This window comes from Curtobacterium sp. Leaf261 (assembly GCF_001422205.1).
GTDB lineage: Bacteria > Actinomycetota > Actinomycetes > Actinomycetales > Microbacteriaceae > Curtobacterium.
Genome location: NZ_LMMJ01000007.1, coordinates 134,339 through 161,317, shown reverse-complemented (window position 1 = coordinate 161,317; position 26,979 = coordinate 134,339). Strand labels below are relative to the sequence as shown.

At 70.8% G+C, this 26,979-nt stretch carries 29 protein-coding genes, 1 tRNA gene and 1 riboswitch; of the genes, 14 read left to right on the top strand and 16 right to left on the bottom strand.

Annotated elements, in window-relative coordinates; translation table 11 throughout:
- Nucleotides 1-12: 12 nt before the first annotated feature.
- Genes ASF23_RS06085 through ASF23_RS06065 form a run of 5 tightly spaced genes read left to right on the top strand, consistent with a single transcriptional unit; the run spans nucleotide 13 to nucleotide 6,452 of the window.
- A complete protein-coding gene (locus ASF23_RS06085) occupies nucleotides 13-1,812 on the top strand; it encodes a peptide ABC transporter substrate-binding protein (RefSeq protein WP_055950633.1) in 1,800 nt (599 codons plus the stop codon).
- On the top strand, nucleotides 1,809-2,768 hold the full coding sequence (locus ASF23_RS06080; protein WP_055950631.1) for an ABC transporter permease: 960 nt from the start codon (nucleotides 1,809-1,811) through the stop codon (nucleotides 2,766-2,768). The genes ASF23_RS06085 and ASF23_RS06080 overlap by 4 nt, the downstream gene beginning before the upstream one ends.
- Nucleotides 2,765-3,664: an ABC transporter permease gene (locus ASF23_RS06075; RefSeq protein WP_082473875.1), complete on the top strand. Its 900-nt coding sequence runs from the start codon at nucleotides 2,765-2,767 to the stop codon at nucleotides 3,662-3,664. Before ASF23_RS06080 ends, ASF23_RS06075 begins: the two co-directional genes overlap by 4 nt.
- A 29-nt stretch (nucleotides 3,665-3,693) precedes the next feature.
- On the top strand, nucleotides 3,694-5,496 hold the full coding sequence (locus tag ASF23_RS06070) for a dipeptide ABC transporter ATP-binding protein (RefSeq protein WP_055951527.1): 1,803 nt from the start codon (nucleotides 3,694-3,696) through the stop codon (nucleotides 5,494-5,496).
- Nucleotides 5,493-6,452 (top strand): ROK family protein, encoded by a 960-nt coding sequence (locus ASF23_RS06065; RefSeq protein ID WP_235510796.1) that lies wholly within the window; start codon nucleotides 5,493-5,495, stop codon nucleotides 6,450-6,452. Before ASF23_RS06070 ends, ASF23_RS06065 begins: the two co-directional genes overlap by 4 nt.
- A 74-nt stretch (nucleotides 6,453-6,526) precedes the next feature.
- Here ASF23_RS06065 and nagA read toward each other — a convergent pair whose 3' ends face one another.
- Genes nagA through purU form a run of 3 tightly spaced genes read right to left on the bottom strand, consistent with a single transcriptional unit; the run spans nucleotide 6,527 to nucleotide 8,948 of the window.
- Nucleotides 6,527-7,666 (bottom strand): N-acetylglucosamine-6-phosphate deacetylase, encoded by a 1,140-nt coding sequence (nagA, locus tag ASF23_RS06060; protein ID WP_055950628.1) that lies wholly within the window; start codon nucleotides 7,664-7,666, stop codon nucleotides 6,527-6,529.
- On the bottom strand, nucleotides 7,663-8,085 hold the full coding sequence (locus ASF23_RS06055) for a YrdB family protein (protein ID WP_055950626.1): 423 nt from the start codon (nucleotides 8,083-8,085) through the stop codon (nucleotides 7,663-7,665). Before ASF23_RS06055 ends, nagA begins: the two co-directional genes overlap by 4 nt.
- Nucleotides 8,086-8,093: 8 nt before the next feature.
- Nucleotides 8,094-8,948 carry a formyltetrahydrofolate deformylase gene (gene purU / locus ASF23_RS06050; RefSeq protein ID WP_055950623.1) on the bottom strand — a complete coding sequence of 285 codons (855 nt, stop codon included), beginning with the start codon at nucleotides 8,946-8,948 and terminating at the stop codon, nucleotides 8,094-8,096.
- A 151-nt stretch (nucleotides 8,949-9,099) separates the two neighbouring features.
- On the opposite strand from purU, the gene ASF23_RS06045 reads away from it, so the two are divergent.
- Nucleotides 9,100-9,417 carry a hypothetical protein gene (locus tag ASF23_RS06045; RefSeq protein ID WP_055950619.1) on the top strand — a complete coding sequence of 106 codons (318 nt, stop codon included), beginning with the start codon at nucleotides 9,100-9,102 and terminating at the stop codon, nucleotides 9,415-9,417.
- A complete protein-coding gene (locus ASF23_RS06040) occupies nucleotides 9,414-10,085 on the top strand; it encodes a nucleotidyl transferase AbiEii/AbiGii toxin family protein (RefSeq protein ID WP_055950617.1) in 672 nt (223 codons plus the stop codon). The genes ASF23_RS06045 and ASF23_RS06040 overlap by 4 nt, the downstream gene beginning before the upstream one ends.
- Here ASF23_RS06040 and ASF23_RS06035 read toward each other — a convergent pair.
- The 5 genes from ASF23_RS06035 to clpS form a co-directional block, all read right to left on the bottom strand.
- Nucleotides 10,082-10,507, bottom strand: a complete 426-nt coding sequence (locus ASF23_RS06035) for a PRC-barrel domain-containing protein (RefSeq protein ID WP_055950616.1) — start codon at nucleotides 10,505-10,507, stop codon at nucleotides 10,082-10,084. The two genes, ASF23_RS06040 and ASF23_RS06035, sit on opposite strands and share 4 nt — an antisense overlap.
- 249 nt (nucleotides 10,508-10,756) lie before the next feature.
- Nucleotides 10,757-12,097 (bottom strand): MFS transporter, encoded by a 1,341-nt coding sequence (locus ASF23_RS06030; protein ID WP_055950613.1) that lies wholly within the window; start codon nucleotides 12,095-12,097, stop codon nucleotides 10,757-10,759.
- Between the two features lie 153 nt (nucleotides 12,098-12,250).
- Nucleotides 12,251-12,709, bottom strand: a complete 459-nt coding sequence (locus tag ASF23_RS06025) for a MarR family winged helix-turn-helix transcriptional regulator (protein ID WP_055950608.1) — start codon at nucleotides 12,707-12,709, stop codon at nucleotides 12,251-12,253.
- A 77-nt stretch (nucleotides 12,710-12,786) separates the two neighbouring features.
- On the bottom strand, nucleotides 12,787-13,317 hold the full coding sequence (locus ASF23_RS06020; RefSeq protein WP_055950605.1) for a DUF2017 family protein: 531 nt from the start codon (nucleotides 13,315-13,317) through the stop codon (nucleotides 12,787-12,789).
- Between the two features lie 37 nt (nucleotides 13,318-13,354).
- Nucleotides 13,355-13,639 carry an ATP-dependent Clp protease adapter ClpS gene (gene clpS, locus ASF23_RS06015; RefSeq protein ID WP_055950601.1) on the bottom strand — a complete coding sequence of 95 codons (285 nt, stop codon included), beginning with the start codon at nucleotides 13,637-13,639 and terminating at the stop codon, nucleotides 13,355-13,357.
- A gap of 59 nt (nucleotides 13,640-13,698) precedes the next feature.
- Nucleotides 13,699-13,784: riboswitch (ZMP/ZTP riboswitch) on the top strand.
- Nucleotides 13,785-13,823: 39 nt separating this feature from the next.
- Here clpS and glyA point away from each other — a divergent pair.
- Together glyA and ASF23_RS06005 are read left to right on the top strand one after the other, a co-directional pair.
- Nucleotides 13,824-15,140 carry a serine hydroxymethyltransferase gene (gene glyA / locus ASF23_RS06010; protein WP_082473935.1) on the top strand — a complete coding sequence of 439 codons (1,317 nt, stop codon included), beginning with the start codon at nucleotides 13,824-13,826 and terminating at the stop codon, nucleotides 15,138-15,140.
- A 71-nt stretch (nucleotides 15,141-15,211) separates the two neighbouring features.
- Complete coding sequence (locus tag ASF23_RS06005; RefSeq protein ID WP_055950598.1) at nucleotides 15,212-16,081, top strand: tetrahydrofolate dehydrogenase/cyclohydrolase catalytic domain-containing protein; 870 nt, start codon at nucleotides 15,212-15,214, stop codon at nucleotides 16,079-16,081.
- 198 nt (nucleotides 16,082-16,279) lie between these two features.
- Here the strand turns inward: ASF23_RS06005 and galK are convergent, their stop codons facing one another.
- Nucleotides 16,280-17,434, bottom strand: coding sequence for a galactokinase (gene galK / locus ASF23_RS06000; RefSeq protein ID WP_055950595.1), 1,155 nt, complete (start codon nucleotides 17,432-17,434; stop codon nucleotides 16,280-16,282).
- Nucleotides 17,431-18,582: a galactose-1-phosphate uridylyltransferase gene (gene galT, locus ASF23_RS05995; protein ID WP_055950592.1), complete on the bottom strand. Its 1,152-nt coding sequence runs from the start codon at nucleotides 18,580-18,582 to the stop codon at nucleotides 17,431-17,433. Before galT ends, galK begins: the two co-directional genes overlap by 4 nt.
- A 91-nt stretch (nucleotides 18,583-18,673) precedes the next feature.
- Between galT and ASF23_RS05990 the strand changes: the two genes are divergently transcribed.
- Both ASF23_RS05990 and ASF23_RS05985 read left to right on the top strand, forming a co-directional pair.
- Entirely contained in the window at nucleotides 18,674-19,621 is a 948-nt protein-coding gene (locus ASF23_RS05990; RefSeq protein WP_082473873.1) for a DeoR/GlpR family DNA-binding transcription regulator, read from the top strand.
- A complete protein-coding gene (locus ASF23_RS05985) occupies nucleotides 19,618-20,550 on the top strand; it encodes an aldose 1-epimerase family protein (RefSeq protein WP_055950591.1) in 933 nt (310 codons plus the stop codon). The genes ASF23_RS05990 and ASF23_RS05985 overlap by 4 nt, the downstream gene beginning before the upstream one ends.
- A 123-nt stretch (nucleotides 20,551-20,673) precedes the next feature.
- Here ASF23_RS05985 and ASF23_RS05980 read toward each other — a convergent pair whose 3' ends face one another.
- From ASF23_RS05980 to ASF23_RS18550, 5 genes are all read right to left on the bottom strand, one after another.
- Nucleotides 20,674-21,105, bottom strand: a complete 432-nt coding sequence (locus tag ASF23_RS05980; RefSeq protein ID WP_156364283.1) for a hypothetical protein — start codon at nucleotides 21,103-21,105, stop codon at nucleotides 20,674-20,676.
- Between the two features lie 207 nt (nucleotides 21,106-21,312).
- Entirely contained in the window at nucleotides 21,313-22,056 is a 744-nt protein-coding gene (locus ASF23_RS05975) for an MgtC/SapB family protein (RefSeq protein ID WP_055951517.1), read from the bottom strand.
- A 187-nt stretch (nucleotides 22,057-22,243) separates the two neighbouring features.
- Entirely contained in the window at nucleotides 22,244-22,447 is a 204-nt protein-coding gene (locus ASF23_RS05970) for a cold-shock protein (protein ID WP_055950585.1), read from the bottom strand.
- A 197-nt stretch (nucleotides 22,448-22,644) separates the two neighbouring features.
- Nucleotides 22,645-22,717: transfer RNA gene (locus ASF23_RS05965), tRNA-Lys, on the bottom strand.
- A 117-nt stretch (nucleotides 22,718-22,834) separates the two neighbouring features.
- On the bottom strand, nucleotides 22,835-22,996 hold the full coding sequence (locus ASF23_RS18550) for a DUF2207 domain-containing protein (RefSeq protein ID WP_162236726.1): 162 nt from the start codon (nucleotides 22,994-22,996) through the stop codon (nucleotides 22,835-22,837).
- A gap of 124 nt (nucleotides 22,997-23,120) precedes the next feature.
- Here ASF23_RS18550 and ASF23_RS05960 point away from each other — a divergent pair, with 124 nt between their 5' ends.
- From ASF23_RS05960 to ASF23_RS05950, 3 genes are all read left to right on the top strand, one after another.
- Nucleotides 23,121-23,750 carry a hypothetical protein gene (locus ASF23_RS05960; protein ID WP_055950584.1) on the top strand — a complete coding sequence of 210 codons (630 nt, stop codon included), beginning with the start codon at nucleotides 23,121-23,123 and terminating at the stop codon, nucleotides 23,748-23,750.
- A 783-nt stretch (nucleotides 23,751-24,533) separates the two neighbouring features.
- Nucleotides 24,534-25,133 carry a sigma-70 family RNA polymerase sigma factor gene (locus ASF23_RS05955; RefSeq protein WP_055950580.1) on the top strand — a complete coding sequence of 200 codons (600 nt, stop codon included), beginning with the start codon at nucleotides 24,534-24,536 and terminating at the stop codon, nucleotides 25,131-25,133.
- Nucleotides 25,130-25,993, top strand: coding sequence for an anti-sigma factor (locus ASF23_RS05950; RefSeq protein WP_055950577.1), 864 nt, complete (start codon nucleotides 25,130-25,132; stop codon nucleotides 25,991-25,993). Before ASF23_RS05955 ends, ASF23_RS05950 begins: the two co-directional genes overlap by 4 nt.
- A gap of 199 nt (nucleotides 25,994-26,192) precedes the next feature.
- Here the strand turns inward: ASF23_RS05950 and pstB are convergent, their stop codons facing one another.
- Entirely contained in the window at nucleotides 26,193-26,972 is a 780-nt protein-coding gene (pstB, locus tag ASF23_RS05945; RefSeq protein ID WP_055950574.1) for a phosphate ABC transporter ATP-binding protein PstB, read from the bottom strand.
- Between the last annotated feature and the right edge of the window lie 7 nt (nucleotides 26,973-26,979).

Below are 26,979 nucleotides of genomic sequence, written 5' to 3'. Positions count from 1 at the left end.
TAGGAGAACCCCATGTCGAAGCCCCGCCGCCTGGCTCTCATCGCCGGCGTCGCCATCGCTGCGAGTGCCCTGCTCGCCGGATGTGCCGGTGGGTCGAACGCGTCCACGTCGGACTCCGACGAGATCAACTACGCGCTCCCCGCCAACTTCACGCCGAACTGGATCCTCCCGATCGGCACCGCCGCGCACCTGAACACCAACAACAGCTCGATCGCGCACTCGCTGTGGGAGCCCCTCGTGGCCTACGACGGCTCCACCGGCAAGATCGCGTGGAACAAGGCCGGTTCCATCGCGACCGCCGCGGACTTCGCCGAGGACGGCAAGAGCGTCACGGTGACCCTCGGGGACCGCACGTGGAGCGACGGCAAGCCCATCACGTCACGCGACGTCGAGTTCTGGTTCAACCTCATCACGGCGAACAAAGCGCAGTGGGCCAGCTACAACGAGGGCAAGGCGCCGGACAACTGGACCTCGTTCAAGACGGTCGACGACACCCACTTCACCCTGACGTTCGACAAGACGTACAACAACGACTGGATGCTCGCGAACGAGTTGAGCCTCATCACGCCGCTGCCGCAGCACGCGTGGGACAAGACCTCGGCGTCGGGATCGGTCGGGAACGCGGACGAGACCACCGCGGGCGCCAAGCAGGTCTGGAAGTACCTCAACACCGCCGCGAAGGACATCTCCGGCTACGCGACGAACCCGCTCTGGAAGACGATCAGCGGCCCGTACGGCATCGACTCGTTCTCCACGTCGGGCAAGGTCGTCCTCGCTGCGAACGGCAAGTACGACGGCAACGAGAAGCCGGCGATCACGACGGTGAACCTGCTGCCCTTCACGACGGCGGACGCCGAGACGAACGCGCTGCGGTCCGGATCCGTCGACTACGGCTACATCAGCGCCTCGGACATCGACCAGAAGAGCTCGTTCACCGCGAAGGGCTACGACGTCGAGCCCTGGAGCGGCTGGTCGATCACCTACATGCCGTACAACTTCAACAACCCGACGATGGGTCCGGTCTACAAGCAGCTCTACGCCCGTCAGGCCGTGCAGATGTCGATCGACCAGACCGCGCTGTCCAAGGTCGTGTTCAACGGCACGGCGGTCCCCGGCTACGGTCCGGTGCCGCAGGCGCAGACCTCGGACTTCGTGTCCGAGACGCAGAAGGACAACCCGTACCCGTTCTCGACCTCGAAGGCCAAGGCGCTCCTCACGAGCCACGGCTGGACCGCGAAGGGCGGGACGATGGTCTGCACCGACCCCGGGACCGGCGACAGCCAGTGCGGCGAGGGCGTCGACCAGGGCACCAAGTTCCAGATGCAGGTCCTGTCGCAGTCCGGCTCGACCGTGACCGACAACATGATGAGCGCGATCCAGTCCTCGCTCGCCAAGACCGGCATCGACTTCTCGATCAAGACGGCCCCGGTGAACTCGGTCCTCTCGCAGACGCCGCAGTGCACCGCCGACCAGGACATCTGCAAGTGGCAGCTGTCGTTCTTCGGCACCGCCGGCAGCTGGTACTTCGCGGCCTACCCCACGGGTGACTCGCTGTTCCAGACGAACGGCGGCTCGAACTTCGGGAACTACTCGGACGCCGACGTCGACCAGCTCATCACCGCGAGCACGACGAGCACCGACTCCACCGCGGTCCAGGACTACTCCGCCGCCGTGGCGAAGGACCTCCCGGTGATCTGGCTGCCGAGCCCCGACTACCAGATCTCGGTCGTCAAGACCGGGCTGACGGGCGGCTCGTTCGACCAGGACTCCCTGGCGAACTTCCACCCCGCGCAGTGGAAGTGGAGCAAGTGACCACTGCGCTCCACCTCGGCAAACGCGTGCTGCAGGCCGTCGTCGTCATCCTCATCGTGACGATCGTCGTGTTCGCCCTGCTACACACGCTCCCCGGGGGTCCCGCACGCGGGATCCTCGGGGCGCAGGCCACCGCCCAGCAGCTCGCCGCGTTCAACCGTGAGCAGGGCCTCGACAAGCCGCTCGTGGTGCAGTACTTCTACTACCTCGGGACGCTGTTCCGCGGCGACCTCGGCTCGTCGTACTCGCTGAACGAGCCGGTCACCCAGCTGATCGTCGAGCGGCTCCCGAAGACGCTCGTGCTGACGATCCTGTCGGCCGTCGTCGCACTCGTCATCGCGATCCCGCTCGGGATGTGGCAGGCCGTCCGGCGGAACAAGCCGGTCGACTACGTCGTCACGACGCTGGCGTTCGTGGCGTACTCGACGCCGGTGTTCTTCCTCGGGCTCGTCATCATCATCGTGTTCAGCCAGGTCCTCCCGTGGTTCCCGTCCCAGGCTCCGAGCGGATCGACCCTGACCGAGGTGTTCCAGGACCCGGCGGGCCTGGTGCTCCCCGTGGTCACCGGCGCCGCTGCGATGATCGCGGTCTTCAGCCGGTACATGCGGAGCGCGACGCTCGAGAACCTGCAGGAGGACTACGTCCGCACCGCCCGCGCCGGTGGTGCGACGCGCGGTGCGATCCTCCGCCGTCACGTGTTCCGGAACTCGCTCACCCCGGTGATCGCGATGCTCGGCTACTACGTGCCGGTCCTGTTCGGCGGCGCACTCGTCGTCGAACAGCTCTTCAACTACCCGGGCATGGGCCTGTTGTTCTGGAGTGCGGCGCAGTCGTCGGACTACCCGGTGCTGCTCGGCTGCGTGCTCGTCATCTCGATCGCGACCGTCGTCGGCACGCTGCTCGCCGACGTGGTGCAGTCCATCGTCGATCCCCGTGTGAAGGCAGGCCAGGCATGAGCACGATCCAACTGTCACCAGACGCGCCCGGCTCCGTCGTCGACGTCGTCGGCACGCCACCCGGCAACCTCGCGATCCGCCGGTTCCTCCGGAACCGGCTCGCCGTGATCGGCCTCGCGGTCGTCGTGCTGTTCGTGCTGTTCTGCTTCGTCGGCCCGCTCCTGTTCCCGACCGACCAGACGCACACCGACCTGTCGAGCGCGAACCTCGTGCCGGGTGCCGGGCACCTGCTCGGGACGGACGCGGTGGGCCATGACGAGCTCGGCCGGCTGATGTACGGCGGCAAGGTCTCCCTGCTCGTCGGACTCGCCGCGGGACTGCTCGCGACCGTCATCGGCACGCTCTGGGGTGCGGTCGCCGGGTACGCGGGCGGCTGGGTGGACGCGGTGATGATGCGGGTGGTCGACGCCGGCATCGCGATCCCCGCGCTGTTCATCCTGCTCGTCATCTCGGCGATCTCGACTCCGGACGTCCTGGGACTCATCGTCATCCTCGGCTTCGTGTCGTGGCTCGTCCCGTCGCGGCTCATCCGTGCCGAGACACTGACCCTGAAGAACCGCGACTACGTCCTGACGCTCCGCGCGATCGGCGGCACGCACGCCCGCGCGGTGATGCGACACGTCCTGCCGAACTCGGTGTCGACGATCGTCGTCGCCGCGACGTTCCAGATCGCCGACGCCATCCTCCTCGTCGCGTACGTGTCCTACCTCGGGCTCGGGGTGCAGCCGCCCGCGACGGACTGGGGCGGGATGCTCTCTGCGGGTCTCACCGCCGCCTACTCCGGGCGGTGGTGGCTCATCCTGCCGCCGGGGCTCGCGGTGATCCTCGTGGTCTGCGCGTTCAACGCCATCGGCGACGGCCTGCGTGACGCGTTCGACGTCCGGGGACGCGGATGACCGCCGGCGGCGACGAGATCGGGACGGGCATGACCTCCACCACCACACTCGACCCGTCCTCCGTCGCGCCGATCCTCGACGTCGAGGACCTCGGCGTGACGTTCAGCACCGAGACCGGCGACGTGCCGGCGGTCCGCGGGGTGTCCCTCCGGGTCCGGCCCGGTGAGACCCTGGCGCTCGTCGGCGAGTCCGGGTCCGGCAAGTCGACGATCGCCCTCGCCGCGATGGGGCTGCTCTCGCCGAACGCCACGGCGAGCGGCCGTGCGTCGATCGACGGCACGGACGTCGTCGCCGCGTCGGAGCAGACCCTCGACGGGCTCCGCGGACAGACCGTGTCGATGGTGTTCCAGGAGCCGGCGACGGCGCTCGACCCGCTGACCCGGATCGGTGCCCAGATCGCCGAGGTCATCCGGAACCACCGGTCGGTGTCCGCTCGGGCAGCGGCGACCGAGGCCGTCGAGCTCCTCCGCCGGGTCGGCATCCCCGATCCGGAGCAGCGGTCCTCGGCGTTCCCGTTCCAGCTCTCCGGAGGGCAGCGGCAGCGCGTCGTCATCGCGATGGCGATCGCGAACGAGCCGCGGCTGCTCATCGCGGACGAACCGACCACGGCACTCGACGTGACGGTGCAGGCGGAGATCCTCGAGCTGCTCCGCCGTCTGGCGATCGACACCGGCACGGGTGTGCTCCTCGTGACGCACAACATGGGCGTCGTCGCGGACTTCGCGGACCGGGTCGCGGTGATGCTGCAGGGCGAGATCGTCGAGACCGGTCCGGTCGAGGAGGTGCTGCTCCGCCCCCAGCACGCGTACACGCAGCGGCTGCTCGCCGCGGTGCCGCGACTCGACGTCGCGGAGCCGGGGACGGTGCGGTCCGTCACGCCGGTCGCGGAGCCGGTGACCACCGGGACGCCGGACGGGAGGCACGGGGAGACCCCGGTCGTCGACCTCCGTGGCGTCGGGGTCACCTTCGGCAGGGGCCGTCGTGCCGTCCACGCCCTCGACGGCATCGACATCACGGTGCACGCGGGCGAGACGCTCGGGCTGGTGGGCGAGTCCGGGTCCGGCAAGTCGACCGCGGCCAGGGTCGCGCTCGGGCTCATCGCCCCGACGACCGGCAGCGCGTCGCTGTTCGGCCAGGACCTCCGGCGCACGAAGGGCCGCGCACGCCGTGCACTCCAGGCCGGCATCGGTGTCGTCCTGCAGGACCCGGTCGCCTCGCTCGACGCGCGGATGGACGTCGGGGAGTGCATCGCGGAGCCGCTCAGGGTGCACCGACGGGGGATGGGTGCTGCGGAGCGTGACGCCCGCATCGCCGAGGTCCTGGACGCCGTGCGACTGCCGCGCGGACTCGCGAACCGTGCACCCCGCGAGCTCTCCGGCGGCCAGCGGCAGCGGGTCAGCCTCGCGCGTGCGCTGGTCCTGTCGCCCCGGCTCCTGGTGGCCGACGAACCGACGAGTGCCCTCGACGTCAGTGTGCAGCAGACCGTGCTCGAGGTCATCACGGAGCTCCAGGACGAGCTCGGGTTCGCCTGCCTGTTCGTCTCGCACGACCTGGCCGTCGTGCAGCACTTCGCCGAGCGCGTCGTCGTGATGCGCCAGGGTCGGATCGAGGAGCAGGGGCCGACCTCGTCGACGCTCCTGCATCCGGAGACCGACTACACCCGTCGGCTGCTCGCGGCCGTCCCCGTCCCGGACCCGGTCCTGCAGCGGCAGCGTCGGACGGAGCGGCAGGCAGCACTCGCCGCGGGGGCGACCGACCTCGACGACGGTCGCGCCACCGGTGCGGCGGACGTCACCGTGGGTGAGGCGCCCGCGGACGGACCGCGGTCGTGAGCCGCACGGACGTCCCGACCACGATCCTCCCGGCTGCTCGGGTTCCACGCGTGCTCGCCGGCATCGACATCGGGGGCACCAACACGAAGGTGCTCGTCGCGTCCGAGGACCTGGTCGTGCTCGACCGCCTCGACGTGTCGACCCCGGCGCACGAGGGGGGTGCGGCCATCGTCGCTACCGCCGTCGCCGCGGTGCGGGAGCTCCTCCGTCGCACCGGACCCGTCGAGCTCGTCGGCGTCGGTGTCGGCGCTGCCGGCGTCGTCGATCCGCGGACCGGACACGTGCTGGTCACGGCGGACTCGTTCACCGGGTGGGCCGGGTTCGGTGTCACCGCGGCCGTCGAGGCGGAGTTCGGCGTGCCGGCGACTCTCGACAACGACGTCAACGCGTTCCTCCGCGGCGAGGTGTCCGCCGGCGCCGTCGCGGGGGAGTCCGACGTGCTCGGCATGACCCTCGGGACGGGTGTCGGCGGAGCACTGCTCCTCGGCGGCGCGCTGTTCGACGGGCCGCGGGGTGCCGCGGGGGAGATCGGCCACGTGCCCGGGTTCGGCGATGCGCGGTGCACCTGCGGCGGGACCGGGCACCTCGAGACCCTGGCGGCCGCGAACGGCATCGTGGCTCGGTACGCCGAGCGGACCGGCACCACGATGCACGCGCACGAGGTGGCCGCCGCCGCTGCTGCCGGGGACGCGGTCGCCGTCGGGGTGTTCCGTGCGGCCGGCCTCGGCCTGGCTCGGGCGATCCTGCTCACCGCGGGGATCCTCGACGTGACGACGGTGGTCATCGGGGGCGGGGTCACGAGGAGCTGGGACCTGCTGGAACCCGCGATCCGGGCCGGTCTCGAGGCCGAGCCGCCGGTGAGCGGCGCGTCGATCCGTCTCGAGCGGGCGCTGCTGGGGTCGGACGCCGTGGCACTCGGTGCGGCGTCCAGGGTGCGGGCCCTGCTCCTCGGCTGAGCGTCGGCGCGAGGCCTGGGCGCGCCAGAACGAAGGCCCGGCCGCGGGCGGGCCAGAACGAAGGCCCGGCCGCGTCAGAGCGGGCGACCGTCCGCCCACACCCGCTGGACCCGGAACCCGGCGTCGAGGACCACCACGTCCGCCGCGAACCCGGCAGCGAGGCGGCCGAGGCGGTCACCGAGACCGATCGCCCGCGCCGGCACGCTCGTCAGCGCCGCGACGGCCTCCGGGAGGCTCGCACCGGCCCGCTCGACCGCGAGGCGCAGCGCGGCGTCCTGCGTGAGCGTCGACCCGGCGATGGTGTCGGTCCCCGCGACGTGGGCGACGCCGTCGGTCACGGTGACCCCGAGCGAGCCGAGCGTGTACTCGCCGTCGGGGGAGCCGGCCGCTGCCATCGCGTCCGTGATGAGCGCGAAGCGACCGGGGGCTGCGCGGAGCAGGGTCTGCGCGACGACCGGGGCGACGTGCACCCCGTCGAGGATGAGCTCGAGGGTCACCCGTTCGTCCGCGACGGCCGCCATGATCGGCCCCGGGTGACGGTGGTGGATCCCGGGCATCGCGTTGCAGGCGTGCGTCAGCATCGTCGCACCGGCGTCGAACGCCCGGCGTGCGGCGTCGAAGTCCGCCATGGTGTGCCCGACGGAGGCGACGACCCCCGCCCCGACGATCGCACGGACCGCAGCCTCGGCACCGTCGAGCTCCGGGGCGATGGTGATCTGGCGGATGACCCCCGCGCCGGCGTCGAGCAGCGCACCGACGGCTCCCGGGGTCGGCGCCACGAGGAACTCGGGGTTGTGCGCACCCTTGTTGTGGGGCGAGAGGAACGGTCCCTCGAGGTGCGCCCCGAGGACGAGCGGGTCGGACGCCATGACGGACCGGATGGTGTCGAGCGAGGACGACAGCGCCGGGATCGGGTTCGCGACGAGGGACAGCACCGAGCGCGTCGTGCCGTGCGCGCGATGCGTGGCGAGCGCTGTCCGGATCGCCGCGGCGTCGTCGTCGTACGCGGCGCCACCACCGCCGTGCGCGTGCAGGTCGACGAAGCCGGGCACGATCGTCGCGCCCCCGAGGTCGATCACCTCCTCCGCTTCGGGGACGTCCGACCCGGTGCCGGTCGCGCGGATCGTGTCGCCGACGAACAGCAGCCAGGCGCGGTCGACGGACCCGGCCCCGTCGACGAGGTGGGCGTTCGTCAGGAGGGTGCGCCCGGTCACGCCGGCGTCTCCCGACGGAACGCGATGATCCCCGTGGTGGCCGCGACGAGCACGAACACGAGCCCGACCACCGGGTACCCGATCGACACCCAGGCCGCTCCGACCGCGACGACGAGCGCCGTCTCGACGATCACCTTGCCGACCGAGTCCGTCTGGATCGGGGCCCGCCGTGACCGGAAGAGGAACCAGACGACCGCGGCGAACCCGGGCGCACCGACCATGAAGAACAGTGCCGGCGACGGGAACGGCCACGAGATGTAGCCCCAGTACGCCAGGGTGAGCAGCCCGACGACCTGGACGACGTTGCGGAGGATGCTCCACAGATCGAGGTCGCGCCGGGGTGTCGGTGCGTGCGCCGGTGTCGGACCCGGCGGTGGGGTGTCGTCCCAGTCGACGGGGGACTGCGGTGCGTTCGTCATGGTGGTCCTCAGCGGAAGATGATCGTCCGCGCGCCGTCGCGGAGCACCCGGTCCTCGGCGATCCACCGGACGGCCTGGGTGAGGGTGCGCGACTCCTCGTCCTGCCCGATCGACACGAGCTGCTCCGGTGTCCGCGAGTGGTCGACCCGCACGACGTTCTGCTCGATGATCGGCCCCTCGTCGAGCTCGCTCGTCACGAAGTGCGCTGTCGCACCGATGAGCTTGACGCCGCGGGCGTGCGCCTGCCGGTAGGGGTTCGCGCCCTTGAAGCCGGGGAGGAAGGAGTGGTGGATGTTGACGGCCTTGCCCTCGAGCGCCGTACAGAGCTCCGGCGACAGGATCTGCATGTACCGCGCGAGGACCACGAGCTCGATGTCGTGCTCCTCCACCGCCTCGAGGATGCGGTTCTCCATCGCGACCTTGTCGGCGTCGCTCGTGACGGGACGCGCCTCGAACGGCACCGAGTAGAACGACGCGAGCTCGGCGAGGTCGCGGTGGTTCGACAGGACGAGCGGCACCTCGATCGGCAGCTGCCCCGCGCGCTGGCGGTAGAGCAGGTCGTTCATGCAGTGTCCGGCCTTGGACACGAGCACGAGGGTGCGGAGGGGGCGCCCGACCTCGTCGACGTGCACCGTCATGGCGTACTGCTCGGCGATCGGTGCGAGGGCGTCCTCGAACTCGATGCGGGTCACGGGTGCGAGTACCTGGAGCCGCATGAAGAACGTGTCCGTGTCCGCCGACGAGAACTGCTGCGACTCGGTGATGTTGCCGTTCGCGGCGACGACGGCCCCGGAGATCGCGTGCACGATGCCCGGGCGGTCTTCGCAGACGAGCGTCAGGGTCCAGTGGGTCGGGTCGGTCACGTCCGACAGCCTACCGAGCCGGGTGCGCCGTCCGGCCGGGAGGCGCGGTGCGGGTCCGCCTCGCCCGCTCCGTTCTCCACACACATACGAACCCCGCGCCGCTTGCCTGACTTCGTGGCTAGGCTCCTGGGCGAAGCGGGAAGGGCGGCACATGACGGAACGCGTTCACATCCAGGACGTCAAACCGTTCGCCGTGCCCGCGCGCCTGTCGGATCTCCGCGGCCCTCGCACCGGTGTCCTCACGCTGCCTCGGAGGGTCTACTGGGGACCGGTCGCCGTCGTCGACATCGGCACGTTCGGTGACACTGTGAAGGCGTACCAGGCGACGATCCGTGAAGCCGGGCCAGCCGATCAGACGGCCATCCTGAACGAGGATCGGCTTCGCGAGGTCTGGTCGTCGTTGCTGCTGCCGAGTCGCGTCCGGTCGGCGTGGGAGCAACGGTTCGCCGAGCTTGAGTCACGCCCATGACCGTTGCCAGAGTCGGTGACGCCGACGCGCAGCGGATCGTGGCCACGGCGGCGCTCGTCGCCCTCGCCCCGGAACCGTTCGCCCTTGCTGGGTCCGGGGCGATCCGGGAGCACGGCCTCACGAAGCGTGCCACCGCCGACGTGGACCTCTTCAGTGCGGAGACCGACCCCGTCCGGTTCGCCGCGGCCGTCGACCGCTTCGCAGTCCAACTCCGCGGCCGGGGTTTCACCGTGTCCGAGAGTCGGCGAGCCGAGCTGTTCGCGAGCTTCGAGGTCATCGTGCCGGGTGCCGACGCGGTCGAGGTGGATCTCGGCGTGGACTGGCGGGAACACGAGCCGGTCGTCCTCGGTGTCGGACCGGTACTCGCACTCCACGACGCGGTGGCCAACAAGGTGAGTGCCCTCTACGGCCGAGCCGAGGCCCGCGACTTCATCGATGTCGACGCAATCCGTCAGTCGGGACGGTACGACGATGCTGACCTCATCGCCACCGCTGTCGACCGCGATCCCGGGTTCGACGTGCGCATGTTCGCTCAGCAGCTCGCGAACGTGACACGAATCCAGCACAGCCAGGTCCGGGAGTACGGTGTCAGCGCGGCTGACCTCGAACTACTCAAGGCACGGTTGTCGGGCTGGGCTGAAAGCCTCGGGCGGTCCGAGGGGGCCTAGGCCGGCGGGTTCGCCCCGGCGCCCTCGGTGTCGTCGGACCCCGGTGTGCCGGTGCCCGCCTGGTCGAGGTTCTCGTCCCGGTCGCCCATGTCACCGGTCGCGGCGCCGACGTGCGACAGGCCGTAGTGCTTCCGGACGGCATTGGCCTCGGACGGCGACAGGGTCCGGTCGCGGCCCAGGGTGGGAGCGTCCTTGATCGCGTCCTTCGTGTAGCCGACGTGGACGTCCATGCCGTCGAACGTCGCGTCCTCGGCGGGCACGAGTGACTCGCTCGTCCCGAGGAGCCCCGTCGCGACACTGATGTAGGCGGCGCTGCCGTCGTCGTCGGCGGGGAAGACCTGCTTGACCTTGCCGACCGACGCGCCGTCGCGGTCCCGGATGGACGCGTTCTCGATCCGGTGGATCCTGCTCTTGTCGATCATGGGACCATCCAACGCCTCCGGACCGCGGGTGCCCTGTGCGGCTCCGGTGCAGGGCGTCGTGCGGGTGGGCGTGCGGGCTGTCGGTTCTCGGCCAGAACGACCGATCCGGGCGATCTCCGCGCGGATCTCGTCGCTTTCCGGGGAAAGCGACAGCCGCGCGGACAGGCGCAGCCGCGCGGACAGGCGCAGCCGCGCGGACAGGCTCAGCCGCGCGGACAGGCGCAGCCGCGCGGACAGGCGCAGCCGCGCTCAGCCGCGGGCGGCCCCGACCGCGCCCCGCCGGAGCGCCCGGTCCCCGACCGTCAGCGCCGTCAGCGCGATCGCGACCCCGACGATCACCCACCCGAGCACGTGCAGGTCCGGCGTGGTCGGCCGCTCGCCGAACACCCCGCCGATGAGCGACGACGCGGCGATCGCGCCGATGTACACGCTCGTGCGGGACAGCCCCGCGGCGGTGCCGATGTACGACGACGGCACCTGGGAGTACAGCGCTGCCTGGTTCGACACCGACGCGAGTCCCTGCGGGATTCCGAACATCGTCGGCACGAGGGCGATCAGCCACACCGGTGCGTCCGCGTGCAGGAGCAGGAGCATGAGCCCACCGACGATCGGGACGGCCGCGGCGATGAGGAGCGGACCGCGGACCCGGGTCTTCCGGGCAACGACGAACGACACGACTCCGGCCAGGATCGCGGCGGGCAGCTGGATGTACCCGGCGACGTCGCTCGAGAACCCCGCGACGTCCTGCACCCACTGCGAGAACCCGTACGTCATCGTGTACGCCACCAGGTAGATGAGGAACAGGCGGACGTACGTGCGGGACAGCGCCCCGTTCCGTGCCAGCATCCGGACGTCGACGAACGGTGCGTGCGCGCGCAGCTCCCACAGGACCAGCGCGACGAGCAGGACGATCGCCACCCCGAGGAGCCACCACCACCCGGCTGACAGGTCGAGCAGGAACACGAGGAGGGCCGACACGAACCCGGTCATCAGCAGCATGCCTGCGGGGTCGAGCGCGGTGAGCACGGGGACCTCGGTGTCCCGCACGGGCCGGTCGCGGTCCGACGGCAACCACATCGACGCGACGACGAGCCCGAAGGCGGCGAGTGGCACGTTCACGAGGAAGATCGCGTGCCAGCCGAACGCCGCGATGAGCGCACCACCGAGTGGTGGACCCGCCGCCGCGGAGACGAGCGAGGTGATCGACAGCGCGCCGAGGACGAGCGGCGGGGTGGGCTTCCCGATCCGCTCGGAGTGCTGGCGGAGCGTGGTGAGCGCCGCCGGGTAGGCGGACGACGTCCCGATGCCGATGAGGACGCGCGCGAACACCGCGCCGCCGAACCCCTGCAGGAACTCCGGCACGACACCGGCGACGCCGACGATGACGAGTCCGACCAGGAACACCTTCTTCGGGCCGAACCGGTCCGCGAGCTTGCCCATGGTCGGCTGCGCGATCGCACTGGCCAGGTAGAGCGCCGCGACGAGCCAGATCGCCTGTGCGGACCCGATGCCGAGGTCGCGCGAGATCGGTGTGAGCGCGACCGACACCATCGTCGTGTTGATGGGGTTGAGCAGGGGGCCGACGAGCACCGGGACGAGGAGCTTCGGGCCGAACCCGGATCCCTCGGACGCGGCGGCGGTCGAGGCGGTGACGACGGGGACTGGGGAGGTGGAGGTGGGCGTGAGCGGCGGCTTTCGAGGATCGGTGCAGTTGGGACGGGGACGGGGGACGGCGGAGCGCCGTCAGTCGTCGATGAGGTCGCCGAGGACGGTCAGCGACCGTTCCAGGGCGGTGCGGTCGTCGGCCGGGAGGCCCGCCAGCCGTTCGGCGATCAGGCGCGCCCTGGTCGCGCGCGAACCATCGCGGGCCTCGTGGCCGGCCGCAGTCAGCCGGACGACGGCCCTGCGGCCGTCCTCGGGGTCGGACTCCCGGACCGCGAGCCCCTGCTCGACGAGCCCGGCGACGGTCGCCCCCATCGACTGCGGGCGCACCCCTTCGGCCCGGGCGAGGTCCGCGGTGCTCTGGGCACCGTCGCGGATGAGCCTGCCGATGACGGCCGACTGCGTCGGGGTGATGTCGTCGGTCTTCACGGCGAGGAGCGCTCGCCGGAGGCGGCCGTAGGTCGCGAGGAGTTCCTCGGCGAGGTCCAGGTCGGTCCTGCTCGCAGGTGCCGTGGTGATGTCGGCGCGTGTGGTGGTCACGTCGTCGGACGATACGCCTTGCAAGGCCACCTTGCAAGGCTGCCTTCCAATACCGGCCATGCTGCGGTCCGGGGCCGTCAGGATCGGCCGCGCCGTGCCTCCCGGCCGTCCTCGTCCTGTCGGGCGGTGAGCGTCACGACCAGGTGTTCCTGCACGTACCCGAGCCAGTCGTAGACGTCGCGCAGGCCGAAGCCGTCGTCGGTCCCGGCACCGGTGCCGTCCGGGTCGGTGCCGTCCTCCGGGTCGGTGTCGGCGATGCCGAGTCGCTCGGCGACCGTCAGCCGGAGATCCGTCAGCGTCCGGAGCCACGCCTGTTCGGCCCGCTCGTCGAACACCCCGGAGGTCGTCCCGGTCAACCACGCGTGCACGACGCGGGCGTTCTCGGTCTTCTGTGCCTGCAGGTCGTCGAACGTGTACCGACGGAACTCCGCGGCGGCCTCGGGGTCGTCCGGGTACGCGGACGGGAACATCCGGTGCGCGACGGGATCGTCCTGCAGGCCGGTCCCGAGGATCTGCAGGAGCTGCGACGTCAGGCTCTCGAGCACGTCGCGCTCGCCGGACGACAGGGTGAGGTGGATGCCGTCCCGCTTCCGGACGAAGGGGATCACTCGCTCGCCCCCGCGGTCACGGCGGCTCGGGACCGGGTCACTGGTCGTTCCGGTCGACGGTCGCCTGGAGGCCGAAGCCGTGCATCGCCTCGACGTGCCGCTCCATCGCCTCGCGCGACCCCGACGCCACGATCGCCCGGCCGTCGTCGTTCACCTGGCGCATGAGCCGCTCCGCCGTGCCCTCCGGGAACCCGAAGTACGAGCGGAACACGTAGGTCACGTAGGACATCAGGTTCACCGGGTCGTCCCACACCACCGTGACCCACGGCACGTCCGAGCGGGTGCGCTCGCGGACGTCCAGGTCCGGGTCGAGGAGTGTCATGTCGTCCAGGTTCGCACGTTCCCGGACACCTCGCGCGACGGCGGGTCCGCTTGGTACGATCGCAGGGTCGCGACTGGCGTTGGATGGGTCACCATCGGGGAGCGGCACCTGACACGGTACGCGGCCGTACGCCTGGGCCACGACGAGACCGACGCATCCGCGACCACGAGGAGTTCCCGTGTCCATCTCAACAGCGCCCGTTCCCGACGGCACCAGCGCCCCCGCATCCGCTGCTTCCGGGCAGCCCTCCAGTTTCAACGCCCCCCTCTCCGAGGTCGACCCCGAGATCGCGCGCGTGCTCGAGCTCGAGCTCGGTCGCCAGCGCGACTACCTCGAGATGATCGCGTCCGAGAACTTCGTGCCCCGTGCCGTGCTCGAGTCGCAGGGCTCGGTCCTCACGAACAAGTACGCCGAGGGCTACCCCGGCAAGCGCTACTACGGCGGCTGCGAGTTCGTCGACATCGCGGAGCAGCTCGCCATCGACCGCGCCAAGGCCCTGTTCGGCGCCGACTACGCCAACGTCCAGCCGCACTCCGGCGCGACCGCGAACGCCGCCGTGCTGCACGCCATCGCGAAGGCCGGCGACACCATCCTCGGCCTCGAGCTCTCGCACGGTGGGCACCTGACCCACGGCATGAAGCTCAACTTCTCCGGCCGGATCTACAACGCGGTGTCCTACGGCGTCGACCCCGAGACGTTCGAGGTCGACTACGACGACATCCGCGCGAAGGCCATCGAGCACCAGCCGACGGTCCTCATCGCCGGGTGGAGCGCCTACCCCCGCCAGCTCGACTTCGCGAAGTTCCGAGCGATCGCGGACGAGGTCGGCGCGAAGCTCTGGGTGGACATGGCGCACTTCGCGGGCCTCGTCGCGGCGGGGCTCCATCCGTCGCCGGTGCCGCACGCGCACGTCGTCTCCACCACGGTGCACAAGACACTCGCCGGCCCGCGCTCCGGCCTGATCCTGTCGAACGACGAGTCGCTCTTCAAGAAGCTCAACTCCGCGGTGTTCCCCGGGCAGCAGGGCGGTCCGCTCATGCACGTGATCGCGGCCAAGGCGACGGCGTTCAAGCTCGCCGCCGAGCCGGAGTTCAAGGACCGTCAGGAGCGCACGATCCGCGGAGCCCAGCTGCTCGCGTCGCGGCTCGTGCAGCCCGATGCTCGCGCTGCGGGCATCGACGTGCTGACCGGCGGGACCGACGTGCACCTGGTGCTCGTCGACCTCCGCGAGTCCGAGGTCGACGGCAAGCAGGCCGAGGACCTCCTGCACCAGGTCGGCATCACCGTGAACCGCAACGCCGTGCCGTTCGACCCCCGTCCGCCGATGGTCACCTCGGGTGTCCGCATCGGCACGCCGGCGCTCGCGACCCGCGGGTTCGGCGACACCGAGTTCACCGAGGTCGCCGACATCATCGCGGGCGCACTCATGCCGAACCCGGACATCGAGGCCCTCTCCGCCCGGGTCAAGGTGCTCACCGACGCGTTCCCGCTGTACGCGTGACCCCGACGACACCTCCTCCCGCGGCTGCACTGCCCCGGGAGCGGTTCGGTGACGCCTCCACTGCGATCCGGATGGACGGCAACGCGCTCGCCGCCCGGGTCCGCGCCGAGCTGACGGTCCGCGTCGCCCGGCTGCACGACCACGGCATCCACCCCGGGCTCGGCACGATCCTCGTCGGCGCCAACCCCGGGTCGCTGTCGTACGTCGCGGGCAAGCACCGTGACTCGGCGGAGATCGGCATCGAGTCGGTGCGCATCGACCTGCCCGACACGGCGTCGCCCGCCGACATCCGGGCGGCGATCCTGCAGATGAACGACGACCCCGCGGTCACCGCGTTCATCGTGCAGCTCCCGCTGCCGGACGGCATCGACCCGACACCGATGCTCGAGCTGATGGACCCGGCCAAGGACGCCGACGGCCTGCACCCCACGAACCTCGGGGAGCTCGTCCTCGCGGTCCCCGGGGGTGCCGGGACGATCGACGCACCGCTGCCCTGCACGCCGCGCGGGATCGTGGAGATGCTCAGCGCGTACGACGTCCCGATCCGGGGCAAGCACGTGACGATCATCGGGCAAGGGCTGACGGTCGGGCGGCCGCTCGGGCTCCTGCTGACCCGGCTCGAGGCGACGGCCACGCTGACGCACTCGTTGACGGCGGACGTGGCGGCGGAGACCCGTCGTGCCGACATCGTCGTCGCGGCGGCGGGTGTGGCAGGGCTCGTACGGGCGGACTGGATCGCACCGGGAGCCGCGGTCGTGGACGTCGGGATCACGCGGGTGGTGGACGAGGTCACCGGGAAGGCGAAGCTGCGCGGCGACGTCGACCCCGCGGCGGCCTCGGTGGCGGGGTTCCTGTCGCCGGTGCCGGGTGGCGTCGGGCCGATGACCCGGGCGATGCTCATGAAGAACGTGGTCGAGGCGGCGGAGCGCCGGCTGGCGTAGGCGCGTCGGCGCCTCGCGCCTCGCCCGCCGCGGGCGTCGCCCGCGGCGGGCGTGTTCTGAACACGCGCGTCCACCGGGAACACCGCGATCCGCGTGTTCCCCGTGGACCGAGGTGTTCAGAACACCCGCACGCGCGGGTCCGTCGACGGCGCGCGCAGCGGCCTGGAGGGACGGCGCAGCCCCGACCCGCAGCCGGCGTCAGTCGCGCCGCGCGCCCGCCGCCGCGTGCACGACGAACACCGTCGGCGCGGTGTACCCGGCCTCCGCGAACGCCGCCGACACCGCGGTGCCGATGCGCTCCCGCTCGGCCTGGTCGACCAGCGCGATCGCCGCCCCGCCGAACCCGCCACCGGTCATCCGAGCGCCGACGGCACCTTCGCGCAGCGCCACCTCGACGGCGAGGTCGAGCTGCGGCACCGAGATCTCGAAGTCGTCGCGCATGGACTCGTGCGACCGGACGAGCAGCTCGCCGATCGCCCGTGGCCCCTGCTCGCGGAGTGTCCGCACGGTGTCGAGCACCCGCTGGTCCTCGGTCACGATGTGGCGCACCCGACGGAAGGTCTCGTCGTCGAGCAGCTCCTCGGCGCGGTGCAGGTCGGACACCGCGAGGTCGCGGAGCGCCGGGACGCCCATCGTCGACGCGCCGAGCTCGCACGACGCCCGACGTGCCGCGTACCCGCCCGTGGCGTGCGCGTGCTCGACGTTGGTGTCCATCACGAGCAGCTCGAGCCCGGCCGCCGCGAACCCGAGATCCACGACCTCGGCGTCGAGCGACCGGCAGTCGAGGAACACCGCGGAGTCCGCGGCCCCGAGGAGCGACGCCGACTGGTCCATGATCCCGGTCGGGGCGCCGACGGCGTTGTTCTCGGAGAACTGGCCGATCCGCGCGAGCGCCGGACGGTCGAGCCCGAGGTCCCACAGGTCGTTGAACGCCAGTGCTGCGCCGCACTCGATCGCCGCGCTCGAGGAGAGCCCCGCGCCCACGGGGACGTCCGAGTCGATGAAGACGTCGAGTCCGGTCGCTCGCGACAGGTCCGAGCCGCGGTCCTGGAGTGCCCACGCGATGCCGAACACGTAGGTCGACCACCCGTTCATCGTCGCGGGGTCCAGCGCGTCGAGCGACACCTCGTGGATGCCGCCGTCCGGGTCGAACGCCGACGCGACCCGGAGCAGCCGGTCCTCGCGCACGGCGATGTCCGCCGTGGTCCGACGGTCGATCGCGAACGGGAGCACGAAGCCGTCGTTGTAGTCGGTGTGCTCGCCGATCAGGTTCACCCGACCGGGGGCGGAGTAGCGGACGGTCGGGTCGTACCCGAAGACGTCGGCGAACGTGGTCTGCTGGTCGATGGTCATGCTCGTTCGATCCCTCCTCGGATGAATGCGGCCTGCTGCTCGGGGACGATGTCGCCGATCCAGGCGCCCATCGCGGACTCGCTGCCCGCGAGGTACTTGAGTTTCGACTCTGCGCGACGGGGCGACGTGATCTGCAGCATGAGCCGAACGGTGTCGCGACCGACGGACACCGGCGCCTGGTGCCACGCGGCGATGTACGGCGTCGGGGTGTCGTAGAGCTGGTCCATGCCTCGCGTGAGCCGCAGGTGCATGTGCGCGAGCTCGTCCTTCTCGGCGTCGGTCAGCCCCGCGAAGTCCGCGACGTGGCGGTGCGGGAGCATGTGGATCTCGAGGGGCCAGCGCGCGGCGAACGGCACGAACGCTGTGAAGTGCTCGCCCGCGAGGACGACCCGCTCCGAGGCTCGCTCCGACTCCAGGACGGACGCGAACAGGTCCGGGCCGAACCGCTCGATCGACGCGAGCAGGCGCTGGGTCCGCGGCGTGACGTACGGGTAGGAGTAGATCTGCCCGTGCGGGTGGTGCAGCGTGACGCCGATGGCCTCGCCCCGGTTCTCGAAGGGGAACACCTGCTGGATGCCCGGCATCGCGGAGAGCGCGGCCGTGCGGTCCGCCCAGGCCTCGACCACCGTGCGAGCGCGTGACTCGGAGATCGACGCGAACGACCCCGCGGTCTCGGGCGAGAAGCAGACCACCTCGCACCGGCCGACGGACCGGTACTCCCGGCCGATGCCGACGTCCGACAGCGCTGCGATCGACGGCGGCGCGTCCTCGGCCTCGAGGTCCGGACCGAACGACGGCGACTTGTTCTCGAAGACCGCGACGTCGTACACGTCCGGGATCTCCGACGGGTTCGTCGCGGACTGCGGTGCGAGCGGGTCGAACTCGGCAGGGGGGAGGAACGCGCGGTTCTGGCGTGCCGCGGCGATGGACACCCACTCACCCGTCAGCGGGTCCTGCCGCATGCGGGCGGTCGCGGGACGTGGGTCGAGCGGGCGCTCGTCGATCCGGCGTTCGACGGGCAGGACGGTGTCCGCGTCGTCGAAGTAGATGAGGTCGCGCCCGTCGGCGAGCTTCGTCGCGCGCTTGGTGATGCCGCTCACGTGGTTCCCTTCGGTCTGGAGGCCCGGGGCGGCGTGACGAGTCCGCATGCGGACCGCACGTGGTCGCCCTGCCCACCCCGACACTGTACCCCCGACCGAAACGTTGCGAAAGAGAACGCAAGCAGACGAAGATGGGCGCATGACATCGGCCCGAGACCAGAGCGGGCGCGACCAGGGCGGGCGCGACCAGCACGGGAGCGGGACCCGGCCGCCCGCCCATCGTGACGATCCGTCGGATGCCGCCGCGTTCCTCCAGGGCGGTGTCCTGCCGGCCCCGCTCCGACAGGACCGGATCGTCGCCATCGTCGACGCCGCTCCCGGTCTCGTCCGGACGTCGTCGCTGGCAGCAGCCCTCGGCACGAGCGAAGTCACGGTCCGGGCGGACCTCGGTGCACTCGAGCTCGCGGGTCGGGTGCGGCGGGTGCACGGCGGCGCGATCCCCGTCGGGGCGGTCCTCCGGCAGGAGCGCCCGTTCGAGGAGACCGCGGTCCAGGATGCCCCCGCGAAGGCTGCCATCGGTCGGGCGACCGCGGCGCTCGTCCGCTCGGGGGAGTGCGTGGTGCTCGACGTCGGGACCACCACGGCCGCCGTGGCCGAGGCGCTCGTGGCACGTGAGGACCTCATCGACGTGACGATCGTGACGAACTCCCTCACGAACGCACTCGTGCTCGAGGCCGCCGTGCCGCGGTTCACCGTCGTCGTGACCGGCGGCACCCTCCGCCCGCTGCAGCACTCGCTCGTCGCCCCGTTCGTCGGGACGGTGCTCCCGATGATCGCCGCGGACGTCGCCGTGATCGGGTGCTCGGGGGTCTCGGTCGAGCACGGGGTCACGAACGTGAACCTCCCGGAGGCCGAGGTCAAGCGGCTCCTCGCGAGCACCGCCCGGCGTACGGTGGTGGTGGCCGACGGGGCGAAGCTCGGACGGTCGCACATCGGGGTGGTCGGCGCACTCGACAGCGTGGACGTCCTGGTGACCGCCGCCGCAGACGAGGACGACCTCGCGCTGCTCCGTGGCACCGGACTCCGGGTGATCGTCGCGGACGGGCACCACCAGGGCGACAGCGAACGACAGGAGCACGAGCGATGACCACAGCACCCACCGGTGGCCAGTACCACCTCAGGCACGCGGGACCCGACGGTGTCGTCGAGGCCGTGGTCACCCAGGTCGCGGCGGGCATCCGGCAGCTGAGCGTCAACGGGTTCGCGCTCACCGAGGCGTTCGGTGCCGACGAGGTGCCGGCCGGCGCGTGTGGCATCGTGCTCGTGCCGTGGCCGAACCGCGTCGCCGGGGGTGTCTGGGAGCACGACGGCACCGCCCAGCAGCTCGACGTCACGGAGCCGAAGTACGGCAACGCGTCGCACGGTCTGCTCCGCTACCACCCCTACCGCGTGGTCGAGCAGACGGAGTCGTCGCTCGTGCAGGAGGCGACGATCTACCCGCAGCACGGCTGGCCGTTCGTCCTCGAGACACGCGTCCACCACGAACTCACCGACGACGGCATCCGCGTGACGCACGAGGTCGTGAACCGCTCCGACGTCCGGGCACCGTTCGCCGTCGGGAACCACCCCTACCTGCGCGCCGGGGACGCCCCGGTCGAGGAGCTCGTCGTCACGCTCGACGCGGCGACGGCGTTCACCACCGACGAGCGGAAGATCCCGGACGGCACCGAGCCCGTCGACGGCACACCCCTCGACCTCCGCGCTGGCCGGGTGGTCGGCGAGAGCGAGCTTGACACGGCGTACACCGACATCACCCCGGACGCGGAGGGTGTGCGGCGGACGATCGTGCACGCGCCCGACGGTGACGGTGTCGAGCTGTGGCAGGACGCATCGTTCCCCTACGCGCAGGTGTTCACCTCGCGGGAGTACCCGCGCGGCGACGGCAAGGGCCTCGCGCTCGCGGTCGAGCCGATGACGGCGCCGGCGAATGCGCTCAACTCGGGGGAGGGCCTCCGCTGGCTCGAGCCCGACGAATCGTGGACCGGCAGCTGGGGGATCCGTCGGATCCCGTCCTGACGGACGCACCGCGTGGCGGACGGGAGGCACGGATCCAGCTGGACCCGTGCCTCCCGTCCGCCACCGGTGCCGTCTGGTGACACTCGTTGCATGCCCGTGTGTCGCGGCGCTGTGATCGCTCCGTCAGGCGCGCCGCATCCGGAGGGCCTCGACCGCGAGGGACTCACTCGGGTACTGACCGATCTCCTCGGCCCAGGCGGGGTCGTCACCGCGGAGGGCGATGAACTGCTTGCGCTGCCGACGCACGTAGCCGAGCACCTTGGCCGGCGTGTGGACCTCGGTGAAGTCCAGGCGGATCTGACGGGTGGACACCCGGGTGCTCCGGCGCAGCTCGTCGAGGAGTATGTCGTCGCCCAGGGTCGCGACGTGGGTGTGGATCACTCGCTCGGCCGGGGTCCGATCCGCTGCCGAGGCACCCGACGCGGGGAGGATGACCGGCCGGCTCGCCGCCGACGGTTCGCCGCCGACGCGCTCCGACACCGCCGAGGCGAGGTCCATCATCCGCGGCGTGCGGGATGTGGCGTCGTTCGGGAGGGCGTCGATGGGCTTGGTCACGGTGTGTACCCCGTTCATGGTGATCGTGCGATGGTGCTCGTGGACCCGAGGAGCGGATCCAGGAAGGACACTATCGACGCCGACCCAGTGATCCACTGAACGGAGCCTGGGCTGTGCACAAGATCAGCAGTGATTGTGCTGTGGACGGCATGTACCCCGATGACCGGTCAGGGACGTACCCTGCGCGTGTCGAGATCGGCGCGCGGCTCAGTCCAGGTCGTCCTCGTCGACCGGACTCACGTCGGTCACGCCCACGAGCGAGCCCATCCGCGTCACGAGGCGCTCGACCGGTTCGTCGCCGTGCATACTCACCAGGACGGTCGCGAGCCGGGCGCCCTCGCCCGGGTCGACGTCGTCCGCCGTCCGGAGTCGGGACACGCGCCACCCCTCGGTCGTGAGCGCACCGAGGATCGTGCGGAGGAGGCCCTGGCCGTCGAGGTAGGTGATGCGGAGCTGGACAGCTGACTCGCCCGCGCCGGGGAGCCGCCGGGCGAGGGCGGTGTAGCCGAAGACGATCACGAAGTGCAGGGCCGTGACGACGAGCGCGAGCAGCCACAGTCCCGCACCGGCGGCCATGCCGATCGCCGCCGTCTCCCAGACCGCTGCGGCCGTCGTGAGTCCGCGGACGGCTCCGCGACGGGTGAGGATGAGCCCGGCGCCGAGGAACCCGACGCCGGAGACGATCTGGGCGGCGACGCGTGACGGATCGAGCGTGACACCGGGGCCGAGCACGTCGAAGAAGCCGTACTTGCTCACGATGAGCATGAGGGCCGCGGTCGTCCCGACGATGGCCTGCGTGCGGAGGCCGGCGCTCTTGCCGCGGAGCAGTCGTTCGAGGCCGATGAGGGACGACAGCCCGAACGCCAGGAGCAGCTCACCGATCTGGACCGGCCCCTGGCCCGCCAGGAGTCCCGTGTCGGCAGCGGCGGAGAGCGCCGTGGCAGCAGTCATGAGCACCGCTTCACGCTACTCGCGCACGAGCGCCGGGCTCCTGCCCGAGCGGGCATCAGGGTGCGCGACCGAGCGAGTACCGGGCTGCCGCCCGACCGCCAGCTTCCCCGGAACGACGAAACGCGGGCCCCCGAAGGAAGCCCGCGTGCGCCACCGGTCCCTCGAGGGACCGGGGTGTATCTGAAGATCAGACGATGCGGATGTTCTCCGCCTGGAGCCCCTTGGGGCTGGTCGCGACGTCGAACTCGACGCGCTGGTTCTCCTCGAGCGAGCGGTAGCCGCCCGTCTGGATTGCCGAGTAGTGGGCGAAGAGGTCCCCACTGCCGTCGTCGGCCGCGATGAAGCCGAAGCCCTTTTCAGCGTTGAACCACTTGACGATGCCTGTTGCCATGACTGCGTTGTTTCCTTGTTCTGCTACTTGCGGTGCACGGTGCTGCGCATCGACTGGTGCAGGACACGCTACGGCATCCGGGCCGTTAACGCGCCCCCCAGGTCGAATTACGTCGATGACTTCCGTCGAGTGGGCCCCGTGGGGCTCGAACCCACGACCCTCGGATGAAAAGTCGAGTGGGCGTTCCAACCGTCGAGTGGGCCCCGTGGGGCTCGAACCCACGACCCTCGGATTAAAAGTCCGGTGCTCTACCAACTGAGCTAGAGGCCCTCCGCACCAGGGTATCGCGCCGCCGGTGACCGGATCCCGCCCCGCCGAGGTCGCCAGGAACGACGACAGCCCGCCATCCGCGAACGGATGACGGGCCGGCGTGTGGATGGGACCGGATCAGCTCCGACGGCCGGTCAGGGTGCGGAGCAGCCACGCGATGACGGCGATGACGAGCAGGACGATGCCGACCCAGAGCAGGAACTTGACGCTCGCGACGAACCCGCCGACGAACAGCAGGATGACGGCGATGACGGCCAGGATGATGACGAGTGCGTTCATGAGGTTCTCCATTCCGCCCCCGGAGATCCACGACTGATGGACTCTCGGACCGGGAGCGCTCCCTGCCGGATGACCATACCCGGCCGCCAGGACGCTGTCCGGGGTCACGCCTACACTCGTACCGATGCCACGCGAACACCACCGCCCCGTGCAGTTCACCGACGCGGAGTTCGAGTCCCTGCAGGGCGGCTCGGACCCCGCACTGATCAACCGCGTCGCGCACGAGACCGCGTCGGCGCTCGTGCATCGAGTGCGCACCGATCCAGACCCCGAGGTCGTCGAGCGCCTCGTCACCTACACGGACACGCACGGCATCGACGCGCTCGCCGAGCTGTGGGCCACCGTCGGCGCGCACACCCTCCCGGGTGCGCTGTGGCGCATCTACCTCGTGCGGACGCTCATCCGGCAGAACCCGGAGGAGGTCGCGGACTTCTTCCAGCGCGGCACGCTCGCGGTCTCCACGATCGACCAGGCCGTCGCCGGCGCCGAGCAGCCGACGGGCCCCGCGGAGATCGTCGCGCTCGCCGATCAGATCCTCCGCGGCCTCTACACCGGCGACTTCGCGGTCGCACTCGAGCGGGGTGCGGCGTTCTGTCGTCTCGCGGCCGCCGGTGCGACGAGCGTCGCGGACGACTCCGACCTGACCGCGGGGGAGCGGGCGGCGGAACTCACGCGTCGTGCGCTCCGGCTCTCAGAGCTCGCGGAAGACCTGACGGCCGCTGCGGCGATGTGGCGCCGCGACGACCTCGACTGACAGGTCCGCCGATGGTCGTTCGCTGCCTGGTCCGCGGACGTGTTCTGAACACTCCCGTCCATGCTGCACACGCCGATACGCGTGTTCGACCTGGACGAGGGTGTTCTGAACACCTCTGGGTCCGGCCGTCGGACCCGGACACGCCCGGAGCGGTTGCTGTCCACCCTGAGTGAACACGGGCGGACATCCGGCTCGGCTTCTGTAAGCTCATCCTCGCCGGGCCGCAGTAACCCCGGGCTCCAAATTTAGCCGCTTCGAGCGGCCTCGCGCCGAGAGGCGTTTCTGCGGCCCGGCTTTCGCATGCCCGGCAGCGAGCGCGACGCGCGCCGACCGTGGGGCGCGCGCCGTGCCTCCAGTCCGCTGGTCGCTGGCCCACTGCCGGCCAGGCCGACCGCCCCGCCGCTGGCCGCCGGCCACGCAGCCCCGCCGCCGGCCAGGCCGACCGGCCGTGCCCCCCTCGCTGGACGCCGGCCAGGCCGACCGGCCGCCCCGCCGCAAGGCCGACCCGGCGGCTCCGCCGCGGACCGCCCGCTCCGCAGCCCGTCTCGAGATCGGTACCCAATCCGTTCAGCACCGGGTGCCGAATGAGTGGTGTGACGGCGGGACGGCCGATTGCACCACCGGACGAAACCTCGTGCGACCCGGGCCTCCGGGCCAATTCCCTGCGGGCCGCACGAGGTCCGGTGGCTTCATCGTCCCCGATCGTCGCGGCCGATGCCGAGTTCCGGGTCGGTCCGACCAGATGTACCCACTGTTTGGACACCGGAAGGAGGAAAACCTGCAATGCTGACACTCGTGACCCGCGATACCGAAGGCTTCGAGGCAACAGCCTCGCCGATCGTGTCGCCCGACGAACTGCTCACCAAGGTCGCGTCCGGCGACCAGCAGGCGTTCTCCGCACTCTACGACCAGCTCTCCGGGCGGGTTCTCGGACTGATCACGCGGCTCCTCAAGGACCACGCGCAGTCCGAGGAGGTTACGCAGGAGGTGTTCCTCGAGGTCTGGCAGAACGCCAGCCGCTTCGACACCGCCCGCGGCTCCGCACCGAGCTGGATCCTCACCATGGCCCACCGCCGCGCGGTGGACCGGATCCGCGCCGCCCAGGCGTCGCGGGACCGCGACGTCAAGGTCGGCATCCGCGACTTCGAGACGGACTTCGACTCCGTCACGGAGTCGGTGGAGATCCGCATCGAACACGAACGCGTGAGCCGCGCACTCGCCAGGCTCACGGAGTTCCAGCGTCAGGCCGTCACCATGGCCTACTACGGCGGCTACTCGCACAGCGAGATGGCCGGCATCCTCGGTGTCCCGATCGGCACCGTCAAGACCCGTCTGCGTGACGGGATGATCAGACTTCGCGATGAGATGGGGGTGACGTCATGAACGGCCGATCCGACGACATGGAACTCATGACCGGTTCCTACGCACTCGACGCCGTGGACGAGGCCGAGCGCCAGGCGATCGAGGCAGCGCTCGCGACCTCGGACGACATGCGGGCCGAGGCGGACTCGCTCCGCCAGACGGCACTCCTCTTGGCCTACGCGGTCAAGACGGTGGACCCGCCTGCCGAGCTCAAGGCGTCCCTGATGGCGAAGATCGCCACCACCCCGCAGCGTCCGGCGCAGACCGCTCGGCACAGCGACACGACTGCAGAGTCCGTGTCGGAGCCGACGATCGAGCCGAACGCCACGGTGTCCGACATGGCGACGGTCTCCGACATCACCGCACCGACCGTCGGCGCCTCGACCCACACGGCGACCGGCCGAGCTCGGGCACGCTGGTTCCAGCGTCCGGCGATGGTGCTCGCAGCTGCTGCTGCCGTCACCGCGGTGTTCACCGGCGCCGGCCTCGGCTTCAACGCACTCACGAACCCCGAGCAGTCGCAGACGCAGCAGGCCTCCGGGGTCGACCGCATCACTGCGGCGGCGGACTTCAAGCGGTCGACGACGGACGTCTCGACCGGTGGGACCGCGACCGTGGTGTGGTCGGACAAGCTCGGCAAGAGCGGGGTCATCCTCAAGGGTGTCGGACCCGCACCGGCTGGCAAGACCTACGAGCTCTGGTACATCGGCTCGAAGATCACGTCGGCTGGCCTCATGAACGAAGTCGATGGCGGCACGTCGTCGGCGGTGCTCTCCGGCAAGCGGACCGACGGCATCACCGTCGGCATCACGATCGAACCGAAGGGCGGCTCGGCGCAGCCCACGACGGACCCGATCGCAGCGGTCACGACCACCGCGTAGTCACGCTGCGGATCTGCCGCATGAGAAGTGCCCATCTGTCGGGTTCGCGAACGCGGTCCGACAGGTGGGCACTTCTCATTCGCCGACGCGCGCCGGGCCGGCACCACCACGGACTGGAGGGACGGTGCCAGCTGGCACCGTCCCTCCAGTCCGTCATCCCGTCGCGTCCGTCACCGGCGCGACCAGTGGGACCGATCGATCACCCGAAGCGGCCGCTGACGTAGTCCTCGGTCGCCTGCACGGTCGGGTTCGAGAACATCGTGGCGGTGTCGCCGTACTCGATGAGGTTGCCCGGCTCACCCGTCCCGGCGATGTTGAAGAACGCGGTCCGGTCGGACACCCGCGACGCCTGCTGCATGTTGTGCGTCACGATGACGATCGTGTACTCCTTCTTCAGCTCCTCGATGAGGTCCTCGATCGCGAGCGTCGAGATCGGGTCGAGTGCGGAGCAGGGCTCGTCCATGAGCAGCACGTCGGGCTGCACGGCGATCGCGCGGGCGATGCAGAGGCGCTGCTGCTGGCCGCCGGAGAGACCCATGCCGGGCTTGTCGAGGCGGTCCTTCACCTCGTTCCAGAGGTTCGCACCGCGGAGTGAGCGCTCGGTGACGTCGTCGGCCTCGGAGCGGCTGATGCGCTTGTTGTTGAGCTTCACGCCCGCGAGCACGTTGTCCTTGATGGACATCGTGGGGAACGGGTTCGCGCGCTGGAACACCATGCCGACCTGACGCCGGACCAGCACGGGGTCGACGCCGGGCGCGTAGAGGTCGTCGCCGTCGATCTTGACCTCGCCCTCGACCCATGCGCCGGGGATGACCTCGTGCATGCGGTTCAGAGTGCGGAGGAACGTCGACTTGCCGCAGCCGGACGGGCCGATGAAGGCCGTCACCGTGCGGGGCTCGATCGTCATGGAGACGTTCTCCACGGCCTTGAACTTGGAGTAGTAGACGTTGAGGCCGTCGACCTCGATGCGCTTGGACAAGTGTGAT